General features: G+C 72.7%; 16 protein-coding genes and 3 pseudogenes. 10 read left to right on the forward strand and 9 right to left on the reverse strand.

Annotated features, from left to right (window positions below; genetic code table 11):
* Positions 1-480: DUF222 domain-containing protein (locus GEV28_RS36295; protein WP_291417865.1), on the reverse strand; the 480-nt coding region annotated here is incomplete at its 3' end.
* A gap of 226 nt (positions 481-706) precedes the next feature.
* Here GEV28_RS36295 and GEV28_RS36300 point away from each other — a divergent pair.
* From GEV28_RS36300 to GEV28_RS36310, 3 genes and pseudogenes are all read left to right on the forward strand, one after another.
* Positions 707-1,255, forward strand: a complete 549-nt coding sequence (locus GEV28_RS36300; RefSeq protein WP_291417867.1) for a hypothetical protein — start codon at positions 707-709, stop codon at positions 1,253-1,255.
* A gap of 248 nt (positions 1,256-1,503) precedes the next feature.
* Positions 1,504-1,607: pseudogene (locus GEV28_RS36305) on the forward strand (DUF664 domain-containing protein); the annotation flags it as partial.
* A 97-nt stretch (positions 1,608-1,704) separates the two neighbouring features.
* Positions 1,705-2,418 carry a chitinase gene (locus tag GEV28_RS36310; RefSeq protein ID WP_291417869.1) on the forward strand — a complete coding sequence of 238 codons (714 nt, stop codon included), beginning with the start codon at positions 1,705-1,707 and terminating at the stop codon, positions 2,416-2,418.
* Here GEV28_RS36310 and GEV28_RS42805 read toward each other — a convergent pair.
* The 3 genes and pseudogenes from GEV28_RS42805 to GEV28_RS36320 form a co-directional block, all read right to left on the reverse strand.
* Positions 2,372-3,057 (reverse strand): annotated as a pseudogene (locus tag GEV28_RS42805) (alkaline phosphatase D family protein). The gene GEV28_RS36310 and the pseudogene GEV28_RS42805 overlap by 47 nt on opposite strands.
* A gap of 163 nt (positions 3,058-3,220) precedes the next feature.
* Positions 3,221-3,685, reverse strand: a pseudogene (locus GEV28_RS42810) (PhoD-like phosphatase N-terminal domain-containing protein); the annotation flags it as partial.
* A gap of 14 nt (positions 3,686-3,699) precedes the next feature.
* Positions 3,700-4,938, reverse strand: coding sequence for an amidohydrolase family protein (locus tag GEV28_RS36320; protein ID WP_291417873.1), 1,239 nt, complete (start codon positions 4,936-4,938; stop codon positions 3,700-3,702).
* Between the two features lie 61 nt (positions 4,939-4,999).
* Here GEV28_RS36320 and GEV28_RS36325 point away from each other — a divergent pair, with 61 nt between their 5' ends.
* Together GEV28_RS36325 and GEV28_RS36330 are read left to right on the forward strand one after the other, a co-directional pair.
* A complete protein-coding gene (locus GEV28_RS36325; protein WP_291417875.1) occupies positions 5,000-5,503 on the forward strand; it encodes a MarR family transcriptional regulator in 504 nt (167 codons plus the stop codon).
* Between the two features lie 257 nt (positions 5,504-5,760).
* Positions 5,761-6,255, forward strand: coding sequence for a cupin domain-containing protein (locus tag GEV28_RS36330; protein ID WP_291417878.1), 495 nt, complete (start codon positions 5,761-5,763; stop codon positions 6,253-6,255).
* 85 nt (positions 6,256-6,340) lie between these two features.
* Here GEV28_RS36330 and GEV28_RS36335 read toward each other — a convergent pair whose 3' ends face one another.
* Complete coding sequence (locus GEV28_RS36335) at positions 6,341-7,477, reverse strand: TIM barrel protein (RefSeq protein WP_291417880.1); 1,137 nt, start codon at positions 7,475-7,477, stop codon at positions 6,341-6,343.
* Positions 7,478-7,718: 241 nt separating this feature from the next.
* Here GEV28_RS36335 and GEV28_RS36340 point away from each other — a divergent pair, with 241 nt between their 5' ends.
* Complete coding sequence (locus GEV28_RS36340; RefSeq protein WP_291417882.1) at positions 7,719-8,900, forward strand: ROK family transcriptional regulator; 1,182 nt, start codon at positions 7,719-7,721, stop codon at positions 8,898-8,900.
* A 17-nt stretch (positions 8,901-8,917) separates the two neighbouring features.
* On the opposite strand, the gene GEV28_RS36345 is transcribed toward GEV28_RS36340, so the two are convergent.
* From GEV28_RS36345 to GEV28_RS36355, 3 genes are all read right to left on the reverse strand, one after another.
* Complete coding sequence (locus tag GEV28_RS36345; RefSeq protein ID WP_291417884.1) at positions 8,918-9,298, reverse strand: YchJ family protein; 381 nt, start codon at positions 9,296-9,298, stop codon at positions 8,918-8,920.
* A 19-nt stretch (positions 9,299-9,317) separates the two neighbouring features.
* On the reverse strand, positions 9,318-10,013 hold the full coding sequence (locus tag GEV28_RS36350; RefSeq protein WP_291417886.1) for a response regulator transcription factor: 696 nt from the start codon (positions 10,011-10,013) through the stop codon (positions 9,318-9,320).
* A gap of 108 nt (positions 10,014-10,121) precedes the next feature.
* Positions 10,122-11,078: a sensor histidine kinase gene (locus tag GEV28_RS36355; RefSeq protein WP_291417888.1), complete on the reverse strand. Its 957-nt coding sequence runs from the start codon at positions 11,076-11,078 to the stop codon at positions 10,122-10,124.
* Between the two features lie 144 nt (positions 11,079-11,222).
* On the opposite strand from GEV28_RS36355, the gene GEV28_RS36360 reads away from it, so the two are divergent.
* The 4 genes from GEV28_RS36360 to GEV28_RS36375 all read left to right on the forward strand — a co-directional run bounded on the left by GEV28_RS36360 (position 11,223) and on the right by GEV28_RS36375 (position 15,258).
* Positions 11,223-12,155 carry an ABC transporter ATP-binding protein gene (locus tag GEV28_RS36360; RefSeq protein WP_291417890.1) on the forward strand — a complete coding sequence of 311 codons (933 nt, stop codon included), beginning with the start codon at positions 11,223-11,225 and terminating at the stop codon, positions 12,153-12,155.
* The gene (locus GEV28_RS36365) at positions 12,155-13,573 is read left to right on the forward strand and encodes an ABC transporter permease subunit (protein WP_291417892.1); all 1,419 of its coding nucleotides are present in this window, start codon (positions 12,155-12,157) and stop codon (positions 13,571-13,573) included. Before GEV28_RS36360 ends, GEV28_RS36365 begins: the two co-directional genes overlap by 1 nt.
* On the forward strand, positions 13,570-14,358 hold the full coding sequence (locus GEV28_RS36370) for an ABC transporter permease subunit (RefSeq protein ID WP_291417894.1): 789 nt from the start codon (positions 13,570-13,572) through the stop codon (positions 14,356-14,358). Before GEV28_RS36365 ends, GEV28_RS36370 begins: the two co-directional genes overlap by 4 nt.
* Before the next feature lie 123 nt (positions 14,359-14,481).
* On the forward strand, positions 14,482-15,258 hold the full coding sequence (locus tag GEV28_RS36375; RefSeq protein WP_291417896.1) for a methyltransferase domain-containing protein: 777 nt from the start codon (positions 14,482-14,484) through the stop codon (positions 15,256-15,258).
* On the opposite strand, the gene GEV28_RS36380 is transcribed toward GEV28_RS36375, so the two are convergent.
* A partial coding sequence (locus GEV28_RS36380) for an MFS transporter (RefSeq protein WP_291417899.1) occupies positions 15,233-16,309 on the reverse strand: 1,077 nt, incomplete at its 5' end. The genes GEV28_RS36375 and GEV28_RS36380 overlap by 26 nt on opposite strands.

Raw genomic sequence — 16,309 nt, forward strand, 5'->3', positions numbered from 1 at the left:
CCGCCGCCGCGCCACCCGTTCTTCGTGCAAAGCCTGCAGGGCGTCGGCGTTCACCCGAGCCACGATCCGCCGCAACGCACGGCAGAGCTTGACGGCCGGCATCTCCTCGGCCAGGTCCAGGATCTGACCTTCCACGATCGCGGTGTCCTCAAGCGACAATGTCAGGGTGGCGTCGGCGATCTTCGAGGCTCGGTAGGGGTCGAGACGGCCGGCTTTGATCGCCGCCAACGTCCGCGGCAACCGAGTCGCCAACGTCACCGCCAACTCCAGACGCTGCTGCGCGGCGCGGAGCGAGATCCGAAACAACGCGGCGACCTCCAGCGCGTCGAACTCACTGCCACTGGCCGCCGCGAACAGGGCGAGTTGCTCCAATGAGTGTCCCTCGTTCTGCCACGCCGCCCGCGCGAACCCGCGTGCCGTCGCCAACGGCACCGCCGCCGGGGAAGCATCCTCGGGTAGATCGACAATCGGCTCGCACATATGGTCGATTCTACCCGAACCGCAGCACGGTTTCCGTTGTACGGCAAGGGATTCACCCCATCGAGATGGCGTACACCCACCGTCACCACAGGTTGAACAAGGGCGCCCGCTGGAACACTACCGACCAAGATCACCACACAGCGACCTTCAGAGCGAGCAACTGCACGGCTCCCAACGGAACCATCCAGGCCCGGTCGGCGTCCGAACCCGGAGCGAAGGAGGGGCTGTGGTCTCGTTCGCGTCGGCGGTTCCCGCTGTCGCGCCGCTGGTCGTGCGCAGCAAGGGGTCGACCAAGGCACTGCACGTGATGTTGGTGTCGTGCGCGGTGTCGCAAGCCGCGCTGGTCGTTGCGGTTCCGCTGCTGGCGCTGTGGTCGGGGTCCGCGTTGTTCCTCGTCGTGGTCCCGTTACTGGTGGTCCAGCTGTGGCTCACGGTCGTGATAGTGCGCGAGTACCAAGGACTTCTGGGCCCGCAGCTGGCCGCCGACCACGCCGGTGTGTGGGTGCGAACGGGCCTGGGCACGAGACCCGAGGTGGTGTTCCTGCCGTGGCACGCCATCGACGGCATCGACGCGACCCGCAAGGGCCCCGTGGTCCGGATCATGAGCCGGGCGGGCGACGGCCTGTACGCCAAGCGCCCGCACTGGCGCGTGCGCTCGCTGCGCCGCCGCTTCGGGACGGCCTTCATCGTGGACGGCCGTCGCTCGGCCACTCCGCCGGATCACATCGTCGCCCAGCTGCATCAGGTTTCCGTTTCCGGTGGCCCGCGGCCATGATCGTCGCGTGAGCTACGCGCGCAGAAGGGCCGAGATGTTCGTCCACGCCGAGCGGGGATCCGCGACTCGGCGCCCCGCGCTTCGCCACCGGTTCGAGTTCCTACGGCGACTTCGACGGCGCATCACCGGATCCCGCGGTCGCGGCCAAGGCATGGGAGGCCAGGCGCGCCGAGGTGACGTTCGCGGACGACTTCGTCGGCGCCGCGCCCCATCTGGACGTCACCGGCACGGACTCCTGGCGCGGCACGGTGTCCCTGCGGTGGTCCTCATCCACATGATCGAGGAGTACGCCCGCCACAACGGCCACGCCGACCTGCTCCGCGAACGGATCGACGGCGCCACCGGCCGGTGACCGACCATCATCGGTTGACTGGTTTAGACCAATGCTGCTTGACTGGGTGCGGTCACCGTGACGCTCCGAGTTGGTTCCCTTGCGCATTGGAGTACCCATGTCGCCACGCCGTCTGCTGGCGTTCCTGGCCGCTGCCGCGGCCATGGTCGCCCTCACCTCCGCCGTCACGCCCACGTCCACCGCCGCACCGGCCCCGTTCGTGGTCAGCGAGGCGCAGTTCAACCAGATGTTCCCCGGTCGGAACTCCTTCTACACCTACGACGGGCTCACCACCGCGATGGACGCCTACCCCGGCTTCGCGAACACCGGCTCCGACACGGTCCGCAAGCAGGAGGCCGCCGCGTTCCTGGCCAACGTGAGCCACGAGACCGGCGGCCTGGTCCACATCGTCGAGCAGAACACCGACAACTACCCGCACTATTGCGACTGGAGCCAGCCCTACGGCTGCCCCGCCGGCCAGGCCGCCTACTACGGCCGCGGCCCGATCCAGCTCAGCTGGAACTTCAACTACAAGTCCGCGGGCGACGCGCTGGGCATCGACCTGCTGGGCAACCCGTGGCTGGTCCAGAACGACGCCGCGGTGTCCTGGAAGACAGCGCTCTGGTACTGGAACACCCAGACCGGCCCCGGCACCATGACCGGCCACGACGCCATGGTCAACGGCCACGGTTTCGGGCAGACCATCCGCAGCATCAACGGTTCCCTCGAGTGCGACGGCGGCAACCCGGGACAGGTGCAGAGCCGGGTCGACAACTACACCCGGTTCACCCAGCTCCTCGGCGTCCCGACGGGCGACAACCTGTACTGCTGAACCACCTGGGTCCGGGCCGGGCGTCCTCCACGACGAACGACGCGTAGGTCGACTCCGGTGCGTCCTGGCGGCTGACCGTGCTGACCACGCGCAGGTCCGCGCGCAGTTCGTCGCGGTCGACCCGGCATCGGAGGTACCCGCGGCGGTCGCCGTCGAAGAACCTGATGTGCGGGTTGAACTCGATCATCGGGCCGCAGTACGGGCCATAGACCTCACCGTCGCCGTTGCTCGAGATCGACGTCCCGACGATCTCGGACGCGACGACGGGCGAAGCCGGCTCGTCGAAGTCGCGCAGGAAGTCGTTGGCGAACGTCGAGTGCCAGTCGCCGGTGAACGCGACCGGGTTGCTCCCCCGATGCCGCGCCCATGCCTCGATGAGCCGGTTGCGGGCCGAGGGGAGCCGTCCCAGGCGTCGTGCCAGAGCCGGTCGCCCGCGGTGCCGTCGTGGTCGAGCCGGCCGAGCATGACGTTGTTGCCGAGGCTGTTCCAGCGCGCCCGGGACTCGGCCAAACCCTTGTAGAGCCAGCGTTCCTGGGTCATGCCGAGCATCGTCACCGACGGGTCGTAGGCCTCGGCGCAGGCGTCGGCCTCGCCCCAGCCGCACGGCGGCACCGAGCGGTACCGCCGGCCGTCGAGCATGTGCAGTTGGACCAGGTTGCCCCACCGCAGCCGCCCGGTACACGCGCGGGCCACCCGGACCGGGCCTGGCCGGGGCGCGCACCGGCTGGTGCTCGTACCACGCCTGGAACGACGCGACCGCGAGCGTGAGGCCGCCGCCACCGACCGGCGCGGTCCGCGTCCGCCCCACCGGCGAGGTGTCCCGCCGGTAGCGGAAGCGGTGGAACCACGCCCGGTCCGGCGCCAGCCCCTCCACCTCGACGTGCACCGAGTGGCCGAGCCGCGGCAGCGCCCACGCGGCGCCTTCGCGCACCACCCGCCGGAAACGCTCGTCGGCGGCCACCTGCCGGTCGACCGTCACCGGCGTGGTGGGCATGCCGCCGGTCGGCTCGAACAGCCGCGGCACCAACCTGGTCCACAGCACCATCCCGGTCGGCGTCGGGCCGCCGCTCGCGACGGCGAGCGTGAACGGGTACCCACCGTGCACCGGCCGGGTCGAGGCCCGCGCGCTACCGGCCGGCACCGACGCCAGCTCGGCCCCGCGACACCGGCGAGGAACCGCCTGCGGTCGACCGAGCTCGTCTCGTGGCTCACGGGTGCAGGTCCATACCCGCGAGATGGCCGACCGGTAGCCGCCGGATGAGCGCATCGCGTCGAGCCGGGTCACGCCGGCACGACCAGCCGTTCGGCCGAGTCGGCGAGCGCGGTGAGGACCTTCGCGACATCGTGGTGCAGCAGCCGACCGCCCCGCTTGACGACCCTGCCGGCGACGATCACGGTGTCGACGGCGCGGGTGTCCGCGCTGAGCACGACGGCGCCGGCCGGGTCGTGGGCCGGGGCGACGCCGAGCAGGTCGGTCCGCAGCAGCACCACATCCGCCTGCCGGCCGACGCCGAGGGTGCCGACCACGCCGCCGAGACCGGCGGTCCGCGCGCCGCCCGCGGTGGCGGCGTGCAGGACGTCCCGGGTGGTGAGCTCGGGGTTCGGCCGAGCGCGTTCCAGCGCGTACGCGGCGCGCATGAGGCTGAACATGTCCCCGGGTCCACTCACGACGGTGTCGGCGCCGAGCCCGGTCGGGGCGCCCGCCGCGAGCGCGCGACCGGTGACCGGGACGCCGAGGCCGAGCTCCACCTCGACGAGCGGCGACACGGACAGGGCGCCGCCGCTGCCGGCGATCCGGCGCAGCGCGTCGTCGGTGTAGTGGTTGCCGTGCACGTAGCTCGTGCGCGGGTTGAGCAAACCGTTGCGCACCAGGAAGTCCATCCCGCGCTCGGCACTCGCCGCACCGTGTCCTCCCATGTGGACGGTCACCGGCAGGTCGAGCTCCTTGGCCAGCCGCCACTCGTCGAGCGCCACGGCCTCGTCGACGATCTCCGGGCCGTACGGTGCGATCGCCATCGTGACGAGGTCGTGGCCCATGTGCTCCTCGACGACGGTCGCCGACGGACTGGTCGAACAGTAGCCGAAGACGGCGCGGATCCCGCTGTGCCGCAAGGCTTCGACGGCAGCGGCGGTGTGGTCGGGGGTGTGCTGGATGTGCGACCAGTCGACGAGCGTGGTGATCCCGGCGTCGAGGCATTCGAGCGCGCCGGCGAGGGTGCCGGCGTAGACGTCGGCCGGCCGGTAGCGCGGAGCGAACCGGCCGAGCACGCGGTCGAGGTAGCCGGCGAAGGAGATGTCCGGGCCGATCGCGCGGATGCCCGCCTGCCAGGTGTGCCGGTGGGTGTCGACGAAGCCGGGCAGGACGAGCATCCCACCGGCGTCGATGACCTCGACGTCGGCGCCGACCGCCAGATCGGTCCCGACGGCGGCGATCCGGCCGTCGTCGATGAGGATGTCGGCGGTGGTGGCGCGGACGGGGTCGGTGTCGACGGCGATGCCGCCGCGGAGCAAAAGTTGCATGCGAGAAAGCTTATGTAGAAGCTTTTCAAAAAGCAATACCGCAAGCGGTACGCTCGATGCCGTGCAGGATGAGGTCGACGCGCTGGTCGAGCAGTGGACCGCGGCGGGCATGTCGCCGCAGGCCATCGCGCGCCTGGAGCTGACCAAGCGGATCTCGCGGGTCGGCGGGCTGGTCGAGCGGGCGTTGAAGGCGGAGCTCGCCGAGCTGGGCCTGACCTACGCGGAGTTCGACGTGCTCGTGGCACTGCGCCGGGGCGGTGCGCCGCACCGGCTGCGGCCGAGCGAGCTGTCGAGGTCGCTGTTCCTCACCTCGGGCGGCACGAGCAACGTCTTGCAGCGGCTGGCCGCGGCGGGTTACGTCGAGCGCGCGGACGACACGAGCGACGCCCGCAGCCGCTGGGTCCACCTGACCGAGGCCGGCGTGCGGGTCACCGACGAGGCGATGACCGCGGCGGCCCGCGTTCACGAGGAGATCCTGACCGGGGTCCCGGACGCCGCGGTACGCGCGGCGGCCGACGCGTTGCGTGAGGTCCTGGCCGTCGTGGGCCGCCGCCGCGTCCGCTGACGCGCGAGGCAACGGGGGCAGCCCTACCTCAATTCCGGAGGCCCCGCCGAGCTGGTAGTCGGCCCCCGCGTTCGCCGGCAGCTCCCGGTCGGACGACCCGCCCGGGCGACCGCAGCCCGCCACCGCGACCAACGCGAGCACGACCACCAGGCGAACCACGAACCCCTACCCCTCACGAGACCGGGTCGATCGTCCGGTATCGGCTGGTATCCGGGTAGCCGTCATCATGGGCCGGCGACGAGCGAGGAGGGACAAGAATGGCGAGAAGGCCCACCGCGGCGGAGCTGCGGGACCTGTGGCGGCTCACGCCGCTGCCGACCGAGGACGTGCTCTTCACCCAGACCTACGACTCCCCCGGCAAGGGTCCGGACGGGAAGCCGATCTGCAACGCGATGATCGCCATGGTCACCGCCGACCCGAGCTCCTTCTCGGACATGCACCGGCTGCCGACCGACGAGATCTGGCACTTCTACCTCGGTGACCCCGTCGAGCTGCTGCTCCTGCACCCGGACGGGCGCGACGAGCTGGTCGTGCTCGGCACCGACGTGCTCGGCGGGCAGCGGGTGCAGGCGGTCGTCCCGCACGGCACCTGGATGGGCGCGCGGCTGCGACCCGGCGGCGAGTACGGCGTGTACGGCAACACGATGGCGCCCGGGTTCGTGCCGAGCGACTTCGAGGGCGGCGCCGCCGCCGAGCTCGTCGAGCGCTGGCCGCACCGGGCGGAGCTGATCAGGGCGTTGGTCCGGAGCTGACCGTCGGCCTCACCGGCTGGGGCAGGTGGTTCACCAGACCGGCCGTGCCCCAGCACGTGGCTCGGCCGGCCTGGTGGGTCCTCGGTCAGGCGCGCAGTCTGGCCATCGCGGCGTAGCTTTCCGCGGCGAACTCCAGCGACTGGTTCGGGTGAGCCGCGTCGCCGGGCGCGTTGTCCTGCTCGTACATCGGGTTGTGGTAGTTGCGCGCGCCCATGTTCTTGAAGAACTTCTGGTAGTCGATGTCACCCTCGCCGAAGGGCACCATGTCGTACCCGTCGGCGGAGGACGTGTCCGAGTCGCCGTCCTTCGCGTGGAAGAGCGGGAAGCGCTTCGTCTGCTTCTGGACGGTCTTCAGCGGGTTGAAGACGTCGTTCTGGGTGGACCCGTCGGGCGCGGTGTAGGTCTTGTACCGGTACTGCGCGACATGGGCCCAGTAGATGTCCATCTCCAGCCAGACGACCTTCGGGTCGCTGATCTTCAGGAAGTACTCCAGCCTGCGGATGCCCGAGGAGCGGGTCGGGCGGCCCTGGTCGTCCAGCGGGCCGCGGTCGAGCAGGAAGTCGTAAGCCTCGTGGTGGTTGTGGGTGTAGAGCTTGAGCCCCGCGCCCGTGGCGATCGTGCCCATCGCGTTCCACTTGTCCGCGGCGACGTCCCAGTCGTCCTTGTAGCGGCTGCCGCTCGGGTCACCACCGGTGCCCATGTGGTCCATGCCGATGATGTTCGCGATCTCCAGCTGCCGCTTGAACTCGTCGCGGTCGGCGACGGAAAGCGGCCACGAAGACGGGATGAAGCCGTGGTTGCCCTGCGCCACGAGGCCGTTGTCGTCGAGCCAGCGGCGCAGCATGCGCGCACCCTCGACGGTCCCGAGGTTCGCCCCGCCGGGCGCGTTCGCGTGCTGGTTGTAGCCCGCGAACTCCACCTGCCGGTAGCCGATCTTGCCCAGTTCCTTGAACACCTCGCGGAAGCCGGACGGCAGGTTGGTCGACTGCGGGTCGCGGCCGGTCGCGTCGCGCACGGTGTACAGGATGATGCCGCGCTTCGCCGGTGACACGAGCGCACCCTTCGGGGCGGCCGGCGCGGCCGAGGCGAACGGGGCGGTCGCCGAGATGGCCGCCGCGGCGGCGACACCCGTGGTGGCGGCGCCGAGGAACCGGCGCCTGCTCAGGCCCAGCCTGTGTTGGAGGACCTCCGCAGGTTCGACGTCTCTGTCGTGCTCGCTCATCAAACTCCTACCTTCTCGCGATGATGGAGTGCCCCCGAGCCCCTGTCGACCCCACCGGGCCGAATCTCCTTGCATGGCAAGAGAAACGTGGCGCGCCCCGCCGCTTCGCCGTCTCGTCCGCCACAATGAACGACAGTAAGACGACTTTTGTACGGGCGTCAAGCAAAAGACGGAGGACAAACGCCCAAAAATCGGGCATCTTCTAAGCTGAAGTGTCACGATCACGGGAGGGGCTACCGAAATGCCGGCAAACCGGGCGCATCCGGACGGCCTCGCCGCGGGCCGCGGTGAGGTCTTCCAGCTCCTGCGCGACGGTCGCCCGCGCACCCGTGCCGAGCTCGCCGCCGAGACCGGGCTCGCCCGCTCGACCATCGCCGAGCGCATCGAGAGGCTCCTCGCGTCCGGTCTGCTGCGGCCAACGGACAAGGCGGGCTCGACCGGCGGCCGGCCGCCCACGATGTTCAGCTTCAACCCCACGGCCCGCGTGGTCCTCGCCGCGGACATCGGCGCCACCCACGCGCGGGTGGCGCTCACCGACCTGACCGGCGACGTGCTCGCCGAGGACGAGACCAAGGTCGACCTGGCGGTCGGGCCGGAGGCCGTGCTCGGGTACGTGGCCGACACGTGCCAGGGGCTGCTCGCCAGGACCGGCCGCTCCCCCGGTGACCTGCTGGGCATCGGCGTGGGGCTACCCGGCCCGGTCGAGCACTCGACCGGGCGGCCGGTGATCCCGCCGATCATGCCGGGCTGGGACGGGTTCGACGTCAAGGGCCACCTGCGGGACCACCTGGGCGTGCAGACGCTCGTCGACAACGACGTCAACCTCATGGCGCTCGGCGAGCACAAGACGCACTGGCCGGACTCGCCGAACATGATCTTCGTCAAGGTCGCGACCGGCATCGGCAGCGGCCTCATCAGCGACGGCCGCCTGCACCGCGGCTCGCGCGGGTCGGCGGGCGACATGGGCCACGTGCAGGTCCCGCACGGCGCGGACGTGCCGTGCCGCTGCGGCAACCTGGGCTGCCTCGAGGCGGTGGCGAGCGGCGCGGCGATCGCGGCGCGGCTCACCGCGGCGGGCATTCCGGCGTCGACGAGCTCGGAGGTCGTGGCGCTGGCCCGCACCGGCTCGGTGGACGCGGTTCAGCAGATCCGCCAGGCCGGCCGCGACATCGGCGAGGTCCTCGCGACGGCGGTCAGCCTGTTCAACCCGTCGGTGATCGTGGTCGGCGGCTCGCTGTCCCAGGCGGGCGAGCACCTGATCGCCGGCGTCCGCGAGGTCGTCTACCGCCGCTCCCTCCCCCTGGCGACGACGGAGCTGCGGATAGTCCAGTCCCGCGCGGGGAACCGGGCAGGCGTGGTGGGCGCCGCGACGATGGTGATCGACCACGCGCTGTCCCCCGTCCAGCTCGACGCCCTGCTCTGAGCGGCGCGGAGCGCGGCTCAGAGCGCGTCGACGTAGAGCCAGGTGCCGTTCTCGCGGGTGAAGCGGCTGTTCTCGTGCTGCGCGCCGGGCTTGCGGCCGACCCGGTAGTGGGCGCGGAACTCGACCGTGCCCTCGGTGTCGAACGGGCCGCCCGCGGTGTGGCCCAGGATCTCCAGGCGGGTCCATTCCCGCGCCGGGTCGAGGGTGAGCCGGCCGGGGCGGGTCGACGGGTGCCAGGTGGCCAGGAGGTACGCCTCCTCGCCGAGGGCGAACGCGCTGAACCGCGAACGCATCAGCTGCTCCGCGGTCGCGGCGTGGGTGCGACCGGCGTGCAACCGGCCGCAGCATGCGGCGACGGGCTCACCGAGGCCGCACGGGCACAGGTCGGTACGAGGCACGGCACCATTGTCACGCGGGTCAACGGCCGTCGACGCGCGGGATCACCAGGCCGGACTCGTAGGCCAGCACCACCGCCTGGGCACGGTCACGCAGGTCGAGCTTGCGGAGCACCCGGCTCACGTGCGTCTTGACCGTCTCCTCCCCCACGACGAGCCGGCCGGCGATCTCCGCGTTGGACAGGCCCTCGGCGATCAGCCGGAGCACGTCGGTCTCCCGCGGGGTCAGTGCCCCCAGCTCAGGCCCGGCCGGCCGCGGGCGCAGCCGGGTGAACTCGCCGATCAGCCTGCGGGTGACGCTCGGCGCGAGCAGCGCCTCGCCCGCGGCCACCACCCGCACCGCGTCGAACAGCCGCTCCGCGGTCACGTCCTTGAGCAGGAACCCGCTCGCCCCCGCGACCAGCGCGTCGTACACGTGCTCGTCGAGGTCGAAGGTCGTGAGCATGAGGACACGCGGCGGGTCGGCGACCGCGGTGATCCGGCGGGTCGCCTGGATGCCGTCCATGGTCGGCATCCGCACGTCCATCAGCACCACGTCCGGCCGGCCGGCGCGGCACACCGACACCGCCTCGACACCGTCGGCCGCGGTGCCGACCACCGTGAGGTCCGGCTGGGTGTCCAGCAGCGCGGCGAACCCGGCCCGCACCACCTCCTGGTCGTCGACGACGACCACCTGTGTTGTCGGTTGTGATGCTGGCCCGCGCTGTGGCTGTTGCATTGGCTCGCTCCGCTCGCTGGTGCTGCATTGGCTCGCTCCGCTCGCTGGTTCGTGGGCCTGTTCCCGGTGTCTTCCCTCCTGCGGTGTTGGATTGGCTCGCTTCGCTGTTCATGATCGTGCCGTCGGGAGGGTGGCCTCCACGAGGAAGCCGCTTACCGGGGCCGGGCCGGTGTGCAGGGTGCCACCCACGGTCGCTACCCGCTCGCGCATGCCGAGCAGGCCGTGACCATTCCCTCGCGTGTGCGGCGGCGGGCCGGGGCCGTTGTCTCGCACGGTCAGCCGCAGCTCGTCGTCCGCGTAGGCGATCTCGACATCCACCGCGGCACCCGGCGCGTGCCGCCGCGCGTTGGTCAGTGCCTCCTGCACGATGCGGTACGCGATCAGCTCCACCCCCGGGTCGAGCGGCGTGACCTGGCCGCTGACGATGAGCCGGGCACTCGCGGAGGTCCGCATCTCGTCGATCAGGTCGAGCAGCTGCTGCAGCCCCGGCTGCGGCGCGCGGGTCGGCTCGGTCCCCGCGTCCTCGCGGAGCACGCCGAGCAGCCTGCGCATCTCGGTGAGCGCCGTGCGGGCCGTGTCGCCGATCGCCTGCAGCTTGCGGGCGCCCTCCGGCGGCATGCCGGGGGTGGCGAGCCGCGCGGTCTCGGCCTGCACGGAGATCATCGAGATGTGGTGGGCCACCACATCGTGCAGCTCCCGCGCGATACGGGCCCGCTCGCCCCGCGCGGTGAGCTCCAGCAGCGTCGACTCGACCGCCCGCGCCGACGCGGTCCGCGACGCGGCGTCCGCGCGAGCCCGCCGGACCAGGCGGGTGAGGATCAGCGCCCAGACGACGACCAGCGCGACCAGACCCGTCGCCGGGCCCCGGTAGAGCACGACACTCAGCGCGGCGGCCGGGGTGATCACCGCGGCCGCCGCCGCCGCGTGCCCGCGCGCGAACGCCAGCGGCGCCGTGGCGAACAGCCCGACCAGCAGCGCGAAGACGAGCAACGAGCCCGCGCGGACGAGCGCCTCGACGACCGAGGCGAGGGCGAGCACCGCACCGGCCGGCTCCCACTTCCGCACCCGCCCATTGTCGCCGCACCGCGCCCGCCACAGCGTCCCCCGAGGTGAGCCCGTCGTGTCCCCCGCGCGAGGGACGTGCCGGGCGGCGAAGACGGCTCGCCGGCGGGACGACCGCGCGCCGCCAGGTTCGTAACCTCCGTTGGCATGGAGGCAACCATCGAGGTCCGCGAGCTGCGCAAGCGCTACGGCCCCACCACCGCGGTCGACGAGCTCACGTTCACCGTCCACCCGGGACAGGTCACCGGGTTCGTCGGCCCCAACGGCGCCGGCAAGTCCACCACCCTGCGGGTGATCCTCGGGCTGGACCGGCCCGACTCGGGCGCCGCGCTGGTCGGCGGGCGCTCGTACCACCAGCTGCGCAGCCCGCTGCGCGAGGTCGGCGCGATGCTCGACGCGTCGGCGCTGCACCCGGCCCGCGGGGCCCGCAACCACCTGCTGTGGCTGGCGCACGCGGGCGGCCTGCCGACCCGGCGGGTCGACGAGGTGCTCGAGCAGGTCGGCCTCGCGAGCGTGGCGAAGCGGCCGGCCGGCGGGTTCTCCCTCGGCATGCGCCAGCGGCTCGGCATCGCGGCGGCACTCATCGGCGACCCGCCGGTGCTGATGTTCGACGAGCCGGTCAACGGCCTCGACCCCGAGGGCGTGCGGTGGATCCGCGGCCTGCTGCGGGCACTGGCCGGGCAGGGCCGCGCGGTGCTGGTGTCGAGCCACCTGATGAGCGAGCTCGAGGGCAGCGCCGACCACCTCGTCGTGATCGGCCGGGGCCGGCTGATCGCCGACAGCACCGTGCGCGAGCTGCTCGCCGCCGCGTCCGGCGACCGGGTCGTGCTGCGCACCGCCGACCGCCTCGCCGCGATGACCGTGCTCGCCAACGCCGGCGCCACCGTGGCGGCCACCGACAGCGACGCGGTCACCGTGTCCGGCATGCCCGCGGCGGACATCGTCGCGCTGCTCACCGAGCACCGGGTGTCGTTCTTCGGGATCTCCGGCCACCAGGCCTCGCTCGAGGAGGCGTACATGGAGCTGACCCGGGACGCGGTCGAGTTCGGCGAGCTCAGCGGCACCGAGAGGCAGGCGTGATGACCCCGTACCGAAGCCCCCTTCCCGGTGGCGACGGGTTCGGCCGGCTGCTGCTCGCCGAGTGGACCAAGCTCCGGTCGGTGCCCCGGTGGGTGCTGACGATGATCTCGGTCGTCCTGCTGACCGTGCTCGTCGCGCTGCTCGCGGCGGCCACGTCCGGCTCGGTCGAGGTGGCGGGGGAGGGCGGCGGCGGGCGCTCCGGCCCGCCGCCGCCGTACGCGGACCAGGGCCACTTCGTGCACCGGACGCTGAGCGGCGACGGGAGCCTCGTCGCCCGGGTCGCGTCGCAGGAGAACAGCCACGAGTCGGCCAAGGCCGGCCTGATGATCCGGTCGAGCGTCGACCCCGGCGCGCCGTACGCGGCGGTCCTGGTCACCCCGGACCACGGCGTCGTGCTGCAGTCCGACGGCGACGACGACATCGCCGGGAGCTCCGGGCACGCGCCGCGGTGGCTGCGGCTGGACCGCTCCGGCACGACGGTCACCGGCTACGAGTCGGCCGACGGCGAGGACTGGTCCCGGATCGGCGCGGTCCGGCTCGACGAGCTGACCGGCCACGCCGAGGTCGGCCTGCTCGTGGCCTCCCCCAACAAGGCCAAGGTCACGCGCCAGTTCGGCGGCGAAAGCATCGACGAGTCGCCGACCATCGGCGAGGCCACCTTCGACAGCGTGCGGGCCGACCCGGCGCAGGACGGGCCGTGGCGGGACCGGGACCGCTCGATCGTCCCCGAGGACAGCACCTTCACCGAGATCGGCGGCACGATCACGCTGTCCGGGTCCGGGGACCTCGGGCCGCACGAGGAGTACGGCGACGACGTCACCCGGATGACGCTCACCGGCGCGCTCGTGGGGCTGATGGCGGTCGTGGCGCTCGCGGTCCTGTTCATCACCGCCGAGTACAAGCGGGGCATGATCCTCGCGACGTTCGCCGCGAGCCCGCGGCGGGAGCGGGTGCTGGCGGCGAAGGCGGTCGTGCTCGCGGGAGTCACGTTCGTCCTCGGGCTGGTGGCGAGCTTCGGCGCGGTGCTGATCGCGTCGCCGATCCTGGAGTCGCACGGGATGCACCCGCTGGCGCTGTCGGACGGGCGGGCGCTGCGCGCGGTCGTGGGCACCGCGGCGCTGCTGGCGGTCATCGCGGTGTTCAGCCTCGGCGTCGCCACGCTGCTGCGGCGCAGTGCGGCCGCGATCACCGTGGTGCTCCTGCTGCTGCTGGTGCCGCAGATCGTCGCGACCGGGCTGCCGCTGTCGGTGGCGACGTGGCTGGAGCGGCTCACCCCGGCCGCCGGGTTCGCGATCCAGCAGACCGTGACGCGCTACGACACGGCGATCGGCCCGTGGACCGGGTTCGCGGTGCTGTGCGCCTACACGGTGGCCGTGCTCGCGGTGGCCGGCGTGCGGCTGCGGCGGCGGGACGCATGAGGCACGCGCTGCACGCGGAGTGGACCAAGCTGCGCACGCTGCCGAGCAACGTCTGGCTGACGCTGGCGACGGTCGTCCTCACCGTGGCGGCGAGTGTCGCCGCGACGGTGACCGTCGACACGTCGAACTGCCCGTCGCCCGCGGAGTGCTTCGAGGACACCGTGAAGCTCAGCCTCACCGGCGTGTGGCTCGGCCAGGTCGCGGTCGTCGTGCTAGCCGTCGGGATGATCGGCGGCGAGTACGGCACCGGCCTGATCCGGCTCACGCTCGCCGCGCAGCCGCGCCGGCACACCGTCCTGCTGGCGAAGGCGGCGGTGCTGACCGGGATCGTGTGCGCGGCCGGCGCGCTCGGGGTGCTGGGCGCGTTGGGCGCGGGGCGGATCTTCCTGCCGGGCAACGGCTTCTCCGCGGCCAATGGCTATCCCCCACTGTCTCTTTCGGACCCGGCGACGCTGCGCGCGGCGGTCGGGACGGTGCTCTACCTCGTACTGGTCGGGCTGCTCGCGCTCGGCGTTGCGGTGGCCGTGCGCGAGACCGCTGCGGCCGTCACGACCGTGCTGGCCCTGTTGTTCGTGACCCCGGTGGTCACCGGCCTGGTCACCGACCCCGACTGGCACGACCGCCTCGACAAGCTCACCCCGACGAACGCCGGCCTCGCGATCCAGGCCACCACCCGGCTGGCGCACCTGCCGATCGCGCCGTGGGCTGGCCTCGGCGTGCTGGCCGCGTGGTCGGCCGCCGCCCTCCTCCTCGGCGGCACGCTCCTCAGCACCCGCGACCAGTGACCTCCCCGTCCGCCGATGCCCTGAACGACGCGCTCGGGACGGTCAACGTCCCGAGCGACGCGTTCAGGGCATCGGCGGCGGGTTGAGAGCGTCTGACAGGATCGGGCTGTCCCGGGAGGTGGCATGGCCGATCGAGCGGCGCACGACGACGCGGTGCGCGAGCAGTTCCGGATCCAGGCGCGGACGTTCACCGACCCGGGGTTCGCCGCCGCCGGGCTGGACTGGATCGTCGCGGAGCTCTCGCCGTCGGGTGCCGACGTCGTGCTCGACGTCGCCGCCGGGGCGGCCCACCTCGGGCGGGCGCTGGCACCGCACGTCACGCACGTCAGCGCGCTCGACCTGACCCCGGAGATGCTCGAGCAGGGCAGTGGGCTGGCCGACTCGGCGGGCTTGCGCAACATCACCTTCCTGCTCGGCGACGCCGTCCGGCTGCCGTGGCTCGACGGTCAGTTCGACCTGACCGTGTGCCGGCTGACCCTGCACCAGGTCGCCGACCCCGCCGCCGTCGTGCGGGAGATGGTCCGGGTGACCCGGCCGACCGGCCGGGTCGCGATCATCGACATGACCGCGGCCGAGGACCCCGCGGTGGCGGCGGAGACCAACCGGATCGAGCGGCTGCGCGACCCCAGCCACGGCCGGACGCTGACCGTGGCGGAGATACACCGGCTGCTCGTCGCGGCCGGTGGCCGGGTGGCATCGACCTCGCGGCACGACCAGCCGGTGGACGTCGAGGACTGGCTGGAGCGCACCGCGACGCCCGCGGCCGCGCGCGAGGAGGTCCGCACCCGGTTCGACGACGAGCTGCGGGGCGGGGCGCCGACCGGCCTGCACCCGCACCGGCGCGACGGCGTGCTCCTGCTGACCCACCCGTGGGTCATGACGGTGGGCCGACCCGGGTGACCGCACCGGGTCCGGTCTGCGACGCGGTTCCGGACCGGGACAGCACCACACCGACCACGCTCGTCGCGATGCTCAGGACGGCGCCGAGGACCCACGCGAGCCGGAAGTCGCCCACCGAGCCGGCGCCCACCCGGGAGCCCAGGATCGCCACGAGGACCGCGACCCCGACGGCGGCCGAGATCTGGCGGAACGAGTTGATCAGCGCGGACCCGGTCGCGGCGCGGTTGCCGGGCAGCGACTGCACGCCCGCGGCGACCAGCGTGCCGAGCACGAGGCCGACCCCGGCGCCGGTGAGGATCATGCTCGGCAGCAGGTCGCGCACGTAGTTCGGGACCACCGTGACGAACGCGGTGCGCCACAGCATCCCCGCCGCGAACAGCACGCCGCCCACCGCCACCAGCGGCCCGTGCCCGACCCGCCGCACGGCCTTGGCGGTCAGCACGGTCACGATCGGGACCAGGGCGGGACCGGGCACCAGCGCGACGCCGGTCCGCAGCGCGCTCCAGTGCCAGACGTCCTGGCACCACAGCACGTTGGACAGCAGCATCACCGCGAACCCGACGCCGAACACGAACGTGCCGAGGTTGGCGACGCCGAACCGGGGCAGCCGCAGCAGGTGCAGCTCCAGCAGCGGGTTCGGGTGGCGTGCGGTCCGCAGCCAGAACCACGTCGCGCCCACCAGCGAGAGCCCGAGCAGCCCGAGCGTGCGCCAGGACGTCCCGCCCCAGGCCGGTGCCTGGACGAGCGCGCCGGCCAGCGCGGCGACCGCGAGCGTGACGAGCGCGGCGCCGCCGAGGTCGGGCAGCGGCCCGGACTCCCTGGCGGCCGGCCTGGGGAGCGCGGCGAGCCCCGCGACGACGGCGAGCACCCCGATCGGCAGGTTCACCACGAACACCCACCGCCAGTCGACCTGAACCAGCAGCCCGCCCAGCACAGGTCCGGCCGCCGCGGCGAGCCCGCCGACCGCCGCCCAGGCGCGGGTCGCCCCGGTGCGCCGCTCGGCGGGTACCGCGGCGAGGAGCAGCGCGAGCGAGGTCGGCAGCTGCAGCGC

Source organism: Actinophytocola sp., from assembly GCF_009379765.1.
Taxonomy (GTDB): Bacteria; Actinomycetota; Actinomycetes; order Mycobacteriales; family Pseudonocardiaceae; genus Actinophytocola.